Genomic DNA, 10147 nt, shown 5'->3' with positions numbered 1-10147 from the left:
GATCAGCGCGGTGGCGGGCGACAGCGTGACCATGGCCGAGCGTGCCGGTGGCCTGTTCGATCAGATGGTGCCCTCGATCCGCAAGACGGCCGATCTGGTGCAGGAGATCACGGCCGCCAGCCGCGAGCAGACCATGGGCCTCGAGCAGATCAACACCGCGGTGAACCAGCTGGCGCAGACCACGCAGATGAACGCGTCGGCGTCGGAAGAGCTGAGCTCGACGGCCGAGGAAATGAGCGCGCAGGCGATCCAGCTGCAGGAAATGATTGGCTTCTTCCGTATTGCCGGCAGCACGGCAGGGAGTGGAGGGCGGTCACGCAAGACCAAGCCGGCTGCTGCGGCATCGCGGCGTTTGCATAGCGAGGACGAGGGGATCGACGAGAGCTCGTTCGCGCGGTTCTGAGCGGGCGGACTGTACATGTGGCATCGATACCGCCATGACGCAGTCAGCCTGGCAATGCGTCGCTACGCTGACGCCTGGCGTCTGCGGGTTGACGGGACGTAGCAGGCGGTCGATGAAATAGTGTTTTCCCCGATTCTAATCGGCGCAGTGGCGCAAGCGCTGCCCGGACCCTGGACAGGCTCTAAGAGAGACTTCATGGCCAACTATCCCACCAACGCTGGCAATACCGCCCTCGCTGAACGGAGTGCCACGCGGCAGTACCTGACGTTCTCGCTGACAGGCGAGACCTTTGCCATGCCGATCGAACAGATACGCGAAATCATCGAGTTCGCCGGGCTCACCGAAATTCCGCTGATGCCGCACTTTCTGCGCGGCGTGATCAATGTGCGCGGCGCGGTGGTGCCGGTGATCGATCTGGCGGTGCGCTTTGGCCGCGAGCGTACCGAGATCGCCCGTCGCACCTGCATCGTCATCCTTGAAATCGAGCAGGAGGGTCAGGCGCTGCTGCTGGGCGTGCTGGTCGACGCGGTGAACGAGGTGCTCAACGTCGAGCCCGGGCAGATCGAGCCCAGGCCGTCCTTCGGCGCGAAGATACGTGCCGAGTTCATCGAGGGCATGATCAATCTGAATGAGCGTTTCGTCATCGCACTCGATATCCACCAGGTGCTATCGGTGGATGAACTAGCCACGCTGATCGGTGTAACGGCCGGCGAGCAAGAGGCGCAGGAGTAGGAGACGATCGTGGTCGTGACGCAAGCGCCTTCCGTGTTGACCGACGAAGAGCTCAGGCTGTTTCAGGGGCTGTTCAAGCAGCATATCGGCCTGCATTTGTCGCGCGAGAAGAAGGCGTTGCTGGCGAGCCGGCTGGCCAAGCGTATTGGCGAGCTGGAGCTGGACAGTTTCCGCGACTATCACCGGCTGATCGTGGGCGATCATGCCGAGGCGCAGGCGGAACGCCAGCGCGCGATCGATCTGATCACCACCAACGAAACCTACTTCTTTCGCGAGAAGAAGCACTTCGATTTCCTGCGCAGCCAGGTGTTGCCGCGTCACGCGCACGCGCGGCCCTTCAACGTGTGGAGCGCGGCGAGCTCCAGTGGCGAGGAGGCGTACAGCATCGCCATGCTGCTCGACGACGTGCTTGGCGAATCGCCATGGAGCATCTTCGGCTCGGACATCAGCCAGCGCATCCTCGCCAAGGCGCGGCGCGCGCTCTATCCCATGGTGCGTTGCGAGCAGGTGCCGCCTGAATATCTCAAGCGCTACTGCCTGCGCGGGCAGGGCGAGTACACCGGGCAATTGCTGGTCAGCCGCGCGCTGCGCGAACGAGTGACATTCAACCAGCTCAACCTGACGGCGCTGCCGGCACGGCTGGGGCCGTTCGACGCGGTGTTCCTGCGCAACGTGATCATCTATTTCGACGCACCGACCAAGATCGAGGTGGTGAAGGCGGTGACCCGGCATCTGCGCCCCGGCGGCTATCTCTTTGTCGGGCATTCCGAATCGCTGCATGGCATGCCGCTCGAGCTCGAAACCATCGCGCCGTCGATCTATCGGAAGCCGCCATGAGCCGGCGCGTTTTCCTCAACCCCGGCGAGCTCTACTTCGGCAGTGGCGAAGTCCTGGTTGAAACGCTGCTGGGTTCCTGCGTCGCCATCGTGCTGCGCCATCGCGAACGCGCGGTGGCCGGGGTATGCCATTTCCTGCTGCCCGAGCGCATCGTCGTGCCCAAGGGCGTTTGGACGCTCGATGGCCGCTATGGCGAAGATGCATTCCGCCTGCTGATGGCGCAACTGCGCCGCAATGGCCATGACCCCGACGAATTCGAAGCCAAGCTATTTGGCGGCGCCCGGGTTTTCGATACCCAGACGGTGCAGGAGAGCGTGGGCGAGGGCAACGCCCGCTATGCGCGACGCCTGTTGAAGCAGGCGGGCATGAAGCTCGTGTGCAGCGACCTGGGCGGCAGTGGCTATCGCTATCTGCGCGTCGATGTCGGACGCGGAGATGTATGGGTGCGTTACGGCGGGACGATGCCGACCTCGGCGCTCCAGAAAATCCAGGCGGGGCTGAGCGGATGATCAAGGTCATGATCGTCGATGATTCATCGGTGGTGCGGCAGGTCATGCAGGAGGTGCTGGCCAGGCATCGCGATATCGACGTGATCGCCACCGCGTCCGATCCCATCTTCGCCATGCAGAAGATGAAGAACAACTGGCCGGACGTGATCGTGCTCGACATCGAGATGCCGCGCATGGACGGCATCACCTTCATGAAGCAGTTGATGACGATCCGCCCGACCGCGGTGGTGATCTGCTCGACGCTGACCGAACGCGGCGCCGATGTGACCATGCAGGCGCTGGCGGCCGGCGCGCTCGGCATCATCACCAAGCCCACCATCGGCCTCAAGGATTTCCTGCAGGATGCCTCGGCCGATCTGGTGTCGGCGATCCGTGCCGCGTCGCTGGCCAAGGTATCGCGGCTGCGGCTCAATCCCGGGGTCACCGGCAGCGGCAGCGGCAGCGGCAGCGCGCACGCGCCACCACCGACGATAGCCGGGCCGGGTAGAACGACCGCGCCGCGTCGCGAAGCGGTCGATCTCGACCACGAGCGGATGGGCAGCAAGCTCAGCGCCGATGCGATGCTCAACGCGCCCAGCGGCAACCAGCACCTGCCGACCACGGACAAGCTGGTGGCGCTCGGCACCTCCACCGGTGGCACGCAGGCGCTGGAAGCGGTACTGACCGCGCTGCCGGCCACGAGTCCCGGCATCGTCGTGGTGCAGCACATGCCGGAGAAATTCACCCAGAGCTTTGCCGCGCGGCTCAACAGCCTGTCCAGGATCGAGGTACGCGAGGCCAAGCACGGCGACCGGGTAGCCGCCGGCACCGCGCTGATCGCACCCGGTGGCAAGCACATGATGGTGAAACGCAGCGGCGCGCAATATTACGTCGAGGTGGCGGATGGTCCGCTGGTCAGCCGGCACCGGCCCTCGGTGGATGTGCTGTTCCGTTCGGTGGCCAAGGCGGCCGGGCGTAACGCCATCGGGATCATCATGACCGGCATGGGTGACGACGGCGCGCGCGGGCTCAAGGAGCTGCATGACACCGGGGCCACGACCTATGCTCAGGACGAAGCCAGCTGCGTGGTATTCGGCATGCCCAAGGAGGCGATACAGCTGGGCGGCGTCAGCGACGTGCTGCCGCTGGAGCGTATTGCTGCCGTGATAGAGCGCCTTGCGCGGTGAGACTACACACAATATGCAATCTGATATTCATCCATTGACCCAGCAAATCGATTCGATCCTGATCGTCGACGACAGTGCCGTGCAAAGACAGCATTCCGTCGCCCTGTGCCGCGAGCTGGGGCTGGGCTGCATCTACGAAGCCGCCAACGGCGTCGAGGCGCTGGAAACGCTGGCGCACCTACCGTTTCCTCCCCGCGTGCTGGTGATCGATCTGGAAATGCCGGGTATGGACGGCGTCGAGTTGATCCAGCTGTTGGCGCAGCGCAATCTGCACGTGCCGCTGATCGTGGCGTCCAGCCGCGAGAGCGCCCTGATCAGCTCGGTCGAGACCATGGTGCGGGCGCTGGGCATGCAGGTGCTCGCCGCGCTGCAAAAGCCGCTCAATCTACCGCAGCTCGCGGCCGCCTTGCAGCGCTACGGCGGCCCCGCCGCCACCGCCGCCGGGCCGCGTCGCAAAGAGGCCGAATTCGGCGTGGCCCAGCTGCAGGCTGCGCTGGAGCAAGACCAGATCGTGGCGCACTACCAGCCCAAGGTCGATGTCCGCACCGGAGTGATCAAGGGCGTCGAAGCGCTGGCGCGCTGGCCGCTCGCCGATGGCAGCATGATTCCGCCGGATCGTTTCATTCCCGTGGCCGAACAGCATGGCCTGATCCATGCGCTGACGATGAAGATCGCCGGACAGGCGTGTGGGCAGATTGCGCGCTGGAACAAGCACGGCTTGCGGCTCTCGGTGGCGATCAACCTGTCGCCGGTGCTGCTCGACTCCCCGGACTTCGTCGGCGAGGCGGCCGAGTTGCTGGAACATCATGCGCTCGGGTCCGACCAGGTGGTGTGGGAGATCACCGAAAGCTCGCTGGTCGCCAATCTGGGCGCTGCGCTCGGCATACTGGCGCGATTGCGGCTCAAAGGTTTTGGCCTGTCGATCGATGATTACGGCACCGGCTTTTCGTCGATGCAGCAACTGGTCCGCATTCCCTTCACCGAGCTCAAGATCGACCGCTCCTTCGTCCACGGCGCGGCCGATCGTCACCACTTGCGTGTGATCCTGCAGTCTGCGCTCGACATGGCCAATCGCCTCAGCCTCGTCACGGTGGCCGAAGGAGTGGAAACCATTGAGGATTGGAGGCTGCTGCAGGATTTCGGCTGCACGCTGGGTCAGGGCTATTTGATTGCCAAGGCCATGTCCGGCGACGAATTGCCGATCTGGCTGCGCCGGCATACGCAGCACTTGCGCGCCTTGCGCGAAGGCCGCATGCCGAGCAAGCCCTAAGCAACGGCAATCCTTCGACACCGGCGTGCGCCCGCGCGGCGGGCTGCCGGGAGCGCCCACGAAAACGCCCCGTCAAGACGGGGCGTTTTGTCATGCCAAGGCTCAGTTCAGGTGCAGCGTTACATCGCCCTTGCTGGTTTCTGCACTCACGCGGTAGCGGCCCGGTGCCAACGTCTGCACCGGCAAGGTGACGCCGCCCTGACTGGCGCTGGCCGTCACGGCGGGCTTGTCGCTGGTGAATTCCAGCGTCAGCACCGTGGCGTAGCGGCTGCAGTCGGCGGTTTGCGCGAAGCGCAGCGTGTCGCCGCCCACCTCCGTCGGCGCGCAGGCGTCGCGGGCAAAGCGGTAGCGGATCACATCGGATGGCGGCGCCATCCACAGCTCGCCGGCATCGACCTTGCTCTTCACGTAGTCGAGGTGGGCGGTGTAACGGGTGAGCGGAATGGTTTCCCACGAGCTATCGGCCACGCCGTGCGCGGTGCGCAGCGACCAGCCGCCCTGGGCAATCGCGGCATCGACGTGCAGGTTGAGGATTTCGCTACCCTGCGGATACAGCGACCAGATGCCCGACTGGGTAAACAGATCCCACTTGATTGCATAGGGGTCGGCGAAGTTGGCGGCGTTCACGCCCGCTGCCGTGCCGTACTGGATATTGCCGTTCTCGTCGACGCGGCTGGCTGCGCGCCCACCTAGATAACCCGGCTGCGACTTCAGGTAGGCCAGCGGCGCATCGGGCGTGACGTCCGACGGCCAGGCGAAGAAGCTTGGCGTATAGCCGTCGAGCTTGGTGGCGATATCGGTCGCCGAGCCGGCGATTTCCGCCGCGTTGTTCCAGCCCGCGGTGTTGCTGTTCACATGGTTGCGGCTGTGGCTGAACACCTCGTGGCCGTCGGCGATGAAGCGCTTGGCGGCTTGCCAGTGGTACGGCGCGCAGTTGGCACTGATGACGCCGAAGGCGGCGCGCAGCCCGCGCTGGTTCAGTTCGGGCGCCGCGTGGTGGATCTGGCCGTCGGTGATGTAGGCGCACAGGTCGTCGTGCACCAGGCTGTAAGCGCCCTTGGCACCACCGGCCCAGGTGGTCGGCGCGACGCTGGCGACGACAGGCGGGTTGCACAGGTCGCCGGTGCTGGTGACGCAGCTGCCCAGCCGCTGCCAGAGCGAGACTGCGTCGACCGGGTTCCAACCCGCGCCGGTCCACGCGGTATGCGCCTGCAGCGTCTGGTAGCGCTGGCCCTGATACTGCACCACGTTGCCGACACCATATTGACCGCCGTCCTGCCATTGCGGCAGCGCCGCCGCACTGGCGGCCCCGCCGAGCAGGGCGGCGATCAGCCCCATCGTTACCATCTTGGTCATTGTCTTCTCCATCCTGTTTGTCTGTGCAGACCGTTCTGTGCGGCTGCGCGGCTCACTATGGCGATGTCATCGACGGTGGGGAAGGGGGGGCGCACCCGGACTTCACGAATGACCGGATGTTTTATGTTAATTCGATGATTTTTATGGGTATTCCTGAGTGGGGCGCTGTGGCAGATTTCACGAATTGCAGGCCGATTGCAGCGTGAACCAGTGTGGGAAGCGCTGCTTGAGGCCGGCCAGATAAGGCCGGGCGATCGGAATGTGGTGCGGGCCGACCAGCAATTCCATGCCGCCGCCGCGTGCGCGCTGTGCGCCATCCACGGCATCGGGCCGCACCAGGTAGGAGCGGTGTACCTGCAGCAGCAGGGTTTCGTCGAAATAGAGCCGCAACGCGCGCAGCCGCAGCGTGATATGGACGGGGCTGGCCAGATCGGTGGCATGGATGCCGCTATAGCCGCGATCGGCGCGGATGAACAGCAGCCGCTCGCGCCGGCTCGCCACCTCATAGAGCTCGGAAAGCAGCTGTGGCTGGCGCGCCAGCGTTTGCAGCTGGCTGCGGATCAGCACGACCTGGCTGGCCAGGCTGCGGAAGTAGATTTCCTCGGTATCGGTCAGCGGGGTATGGAAACGCAAGGCCACGTGGTAGTCGGCCAGCGTGGCATGGCGTACCAGCGCCTCCTGCCGGGTGGCCGATAGCGTAAGCACGTCGTCGCCGGCAATGGCGTCGGTCTCCTCGGGCTCCATCAGCTCGGCGGCGGCCACGCGGTCGTCGTCGGACAGATAGCGCAGCAGCGCTTCCAGCATCCGCTCCAGGCTGCGCTCGCCAGCGAGTTCGGTAGAGAGCTTCTGCAGCTGCAGCAGGTCGTCGCTGGCGGTGCGGCGGCCAGCTACGCTGTGCGCCAGCGGCAGCAGCTGGCGGCACAGCCCCATGCTCTCGTCGGCCAGACGCGCGAGCTGACGCTGCGCCGGGGGCGGCAGCACGGCGCGTGCGCGCAGCCGCTGCGCCATATGCGCGGCCATACGCAGCTCGTCGGGTAGCGTGATCAGCGTGCCGACCAGCACTTCGGCGCAGGCCGCCTCTTCGCGCCGCATCCGTCGCCGTTCGCGATAGGCGCGCCATGCGAGCAGCAGCATCAACCCCAGCAGCGTGTATAGCGCCAGCGTCAGCCAGGCTTGGCCATTGCTGAGCCGCGCGCGGATATCCCACCCCGCGGCGCGCCAGGGATGCTGGTGGCGGAATACCTGGCCGGTCAGCCCGTCAAGGCCTGGCAGATCGCTGCTCACTTCCCATAGCGCGATGCCGCCGAGATTCTGATCGTCGGCCCAGGCGAGTTTCCCGGCCAGCGAGCGTTCGCTCTCGTACGACAGCAAGAGGCCGTCACGCGCGCGGTAGAGCGTGTGCGCCTGTGCGACGTCGTCCCAGTGTTCGATAAAAGCGGGGTCGGCGCGCATGCCGAGTACTTCGCGGTAGGTAAAAATGCCGGACGGCCCCGTCTTCTCGTTGTCCCAGGTCCCCCACGGCGAGCCCTTGTGGGGCTGGCCCAGGCCATGGTTGATCGCCGGCGCGCCCTGCCAGCTGCTGGCCTGCGCCGGCAGCATCAGCACCAGTTTTTCGGCGGGCACGCCGAGCTGCCGCAACCGGGCGATGCCGGCGGCAATCGAAGGCTGCCCGGTGGGCGCAAACAGGGGGGATTTATGCCCGGTTTCGCCGCTCCAGCTGCCGCGAAAATCGGTGCCGATCAGTGAGATGAAATCGGCGTCGCGTGTCAGTGCCACCCAATCGCCAGCGGGCACCGCCTCAGGCCCAGGGCTGGCGGTCAGCGCCAGCTCGCAGGCCTGGCGCCGTGCCTGGCAGGCGGCGCGCATCTCGCGCAGCAGCCGCTGGAAGTTGCTGAAATCGTCTGCCCGCTTGCCGGCTTGCGGATGCCCACCAACGACAGGAAAGCGCCAGTCGAGCTCGAAACCGTCAAAGCCATGGCGGCGGGCCAGGTCGAGCGCGCTGCCGATGAAACGCTGGCGCTTGACCGGATCGGCGGCCACGTCGGAGAAATGCAGAGACCAGTTCCAGCCGCCGACCGACAACAGTACCTTCAATCGCGGGTTGCGCTGCTTGACCAGCGGGATCAGCCCGTAGTTGCCGCGATAGAGCTGCTTGTCCGCGCCGATGCGAATGCGCACCTGGTCGGCGAAGAAATCGCCGGGCTGCAGCGTGCCATCGGCCTGCAGTTTGCCAAAGGCGTAGACGAGGTGGGTGAGCGCTTCGACCGGCGCATCGCTGAGCGCGGCGCCATGGCTGTAGCTGGCCCAGAAAGGGAAATAGGCGACCAGCCGCTGTGGCGCGGCAAGCGCGGTGGAGCAGATCAGACAAAACAGCAGCAGCAGCCGGTACACCATGGCCATCCCGGATCAGCAGTTGGGTGGCGTCCGATTGTAGTCGCCACCTTACGCCTACGGCGGATGGGCGGAGTACGCGGCCTAGTCGGTGTGACGGATGGTCGGGATACGCACTGCCATCGCCAGCACCAGCACGGCCATGGTCAGGCCGAACACCGGCATGATCCAGCCTATGCCCACATGCAGCGACAGCAGCGCGGTGACCATGGCATAGGAAATTGGCGACAGGCCCATCGACGCCATGGTGTTGAGGCTCATCACCCGGCCGATCTTGTCGCGGTCGGTGTAGTGCTGGATCAGCGACATCATCGGCACGTTGTTGGCGGCGACCCCGAGGCCCAAGAGGAACTGCAGCCCCATCGCCAGCGGCGTCCAGTGGGTGTGGCCCTGCAGGCCCAGTACCACCCCCTCCAGCGCGATCACCAGCGCGATCATCAACAGCCGTTTCTTCATCGGCGGGTACACGGTGAGCAGCGTGCCACCGGTGACCATGCCAACGGCGAATGCGCTTTGCAGGAAGGACAGCGTACTGGCCTCGCCGGCGAGGTTGTCGGTGACGACGATGGGAATGCCCAGGCCCAGCGGGCCCATGAACAGCAGGTTGGCGATGGCGTAAATGATCATCAGCGAGCGCAGCACCGGGCTCGCCAGCGCGTACTTCACGCCCTCCTTCAGTTCCATGAGCATGCGGCTCTCACCGCGCCGGCGCACCACCTCGGGCTCCTTGAGGAAGGCGACGCATGCGGCGCCGATGGCCAGCAGTACGCCGGTGAGCGAGAACACGGCCTCGTAAGGCAAGAGCGCCAGCAGGATGCCGCCCAGTACCGGACCGAACACCAGGCCGATCTGGTTGGTGGTCAACATGATGGAATTGGCGCGGGTCAGGTCGCTGTCGCGCACGATGCCGGGCAGCACCGCGTCGCGCGCCGGCCAGAAGAAGGCATCGAGCGCGCCGTAGAGAAAGGCGAAACCGGTCAGCACCCAGATATTCAGGTCGCCCAGCGCCAGCAAGGCGACCAGCGCGAACAGCAGCACCACCCGCACGCTCATCGATACTGCGATGATGCGACCGCGTTTCATGCGGTCGGCGATCACGCCGCCGACGGCCATCAGCGCGATGCGTGGCACGGAGCCCGCGATCATCACGAAACCGAGGTCCTCTTTGACGCCCAGCGTTTTCACCACGTACCAGGTCTCGGCCAGCATGGCGATGGCGAGCGCAAGATTGCAGATGATGCTGGCCAGCCAGATCAGGAGAAAATTGCGGTTGCGCAGCAGCGGGGCGGCGGTCACGTCGTGAACGGGGGCGCTTAAGTGGGCGGAAGCGGACATGTAAGCATGTTATGCGGCTCGTTCCGGGGCGGCGAGACGCACCTGGCGCTAGGACAATTTGGGCAAAGGTAGAAATACCCGACCGGCCCGGCCCGTCTGCATGCCGGGGCAGCGCGGGGGAGGCGGGCTGCGGTAAGATCGCCGCACA

Annotated in this window: 8 protein-coding genes and 1 pseudogene; 6 read left to right on the top strand and 3 right to left on the bottom strand. The window is 65.4% G+C overall.

The features are described 5' to 3' along the window. From NLI84_RS16585 to NLI84_RS16560, 6 genes and pseudogenes are all read left to right on the top strand, one after another. Positions 1 to 403, top strand: a pseudogene (locus NLI84_RS16585) (methyl-accepting chemotaxis protein); the annotation flags it as partial. Between the two features lie 195 nt (positions 404 to 598). After that, positions 599 to 1135, top strand: coding sequence for a chemotaxis protein CheW (locus NLI84_RS16580; RefSeq protein ID WP_255991826.1), 537 nt, complete (start codon positions 599 to 601; stop codon positions 1133 to 1135). A 9-nt stretch (positions 1136 to 1144) separates the two neighbouring features. Next, positions 1145 to 1972, top strand: a complete 828-nt coding sequence (locus NLI84_RS16575; protein WP_255991825.1) for a CheR family methyltransferase — start codon at positions 1145 to 1147, stop codon at positions 1970 to 1972. After that, positions 1969 to 2481: a chemotaxis protein CheD gene (locus tag NLI84_RS16570; protein ID WP_255991824.1), complete on the top strand. Its 513-nt coding sequence runs from the start codon at positions 1969 to 1971 to the stop codon at positions 2479 to 2481. The genes NLI84_RS16575 and NLI84_RS16570 overlap by 4 nt, the downstream gene beginning before the upstream one ends. Before the next feature lie 8 nt (positions 2482 to 2489). Beyond that, on the top strand, positions 2490 to 3647 hold the full coding sequence (locus NLI84_RS16565) for a protein-glutamate methylesterase/protein-glutamine glutaminase (protein ID WP_255991822.1): 1158 nt from the start codon (positions 2490 to 2492) through the stop codon (positions 3645 to 3647). Positions 3648 to 3681: 34 nt separating this feature from the next. Continuing rightward, positions 3682 to 4917: an EAL domain-containing response regulator gene (locus NLI84_RS16560; RefSeq protein ID WP_255991820.1), complete on the top strand. Its 1236-nt coding sequence runs from the start codon at positions 3682 to 3684 to the stop codon at positions 4915 to 4917. Positions 4918 to 5019: 102 nt separating this feature from the next. Here the strand turns inward: NLI84_RS16560 and NLI84_RS16555 are convergent, their stop codons facing one another. From NLI84_RS16555 to NLI84_RS16545, 3 genes are all read right to left on the bottom strand, one after another. Further along, entirely contained in the window at positions 5020 to 6273 is a 1254-nt protein-coding gene (locus NLI84_RS16555) for a carbohydrate-binding protein (protein WP_255991818.1), read from the bottom strand. Between the two features lie 177 nt (positions 6274 to 6450). Further along, positions 6451 to 8673 (bottom strand): glycosyl hydrolase family 18 protein, encoded by a 2223-nt coding sequence (locus tag NLI84_RS16550; RefSeq protein WP_255991816.1) that lies wholly within the window; start codon positions 8671 to 8673, stop codon positions 6451 to 6453. Positions 8674 to 8748: 75 nt separating this feature from the next. Next, complete coding sequence (locus NLI84_RS16545) at positions 8749 to 9999, bottom strand: MFS transporter (RefSeq protein ID WP_255991815.1); 1251 nt, start codon at positions 9997 to 9999, stop codon at positions 8749 to 8751. Between the last annotated feature and the right edge of the window lie 148 nt (positions 10000 to 10147).

The sequence above is a fragment of the Chitinolyticbacter albus genome, assembly GCF_024437655.1.
Taxonomy (GTDB): domain Bacteria; phylum Pseudomonadota; class Gammaproteobacteria; order Burkholderiales; family Chitinibacteraceae; genus Chitinolyticbacter; species Chitinolyticbacter albus.
This window is presented reverse-complemented; position numbering and strand designations above follow the sequence as displayed.

Coding starts and splice junctions, on each gene's coding strand:
- NLI84_RS16570 (WP_255991824.1), top strand. CDS start 1,969: ATGAGCCGGCGCGTTTTCCTCAACCCCGGCGAGCTCTACTTCGGCAGT.
- NLI84_RS16545 (WP_255991815.1), bottom strand. CDS start 9,999: ATGTCCGCTTCCGCCCACTTAAGCGCCCCCGTTCACGACGTGACCGCC.
- NLI84_RS16580 (WP_255991826.1), top strand. CDS start 599: ATGGCCAACTATCCCACCAACGCTGGCAATACCGCCCTCGCTGAACGG.
- NLI84_RS16550 (WP_255991816.1), bottom strand. CDS start 8,673: ATGGCCATGGTGTACCGGCTGCTGCTGCTGTTTTGTCTGATCTGCTCC.
- NLI84_RS16555 (WP_255991818.1), bottom strand. CDS start 6,273: ATGACCAAGATGGTAACGATGGGGCTGATCGCCGCCCTGCTCGGCGGG.
- NLI84_RS16565 (WP_255991822.1), top strand. CDS start 2,490: ATGATCGTCGATGATTCATCGGTGGTGCGGCAGGTCATGCAGGAGGTG.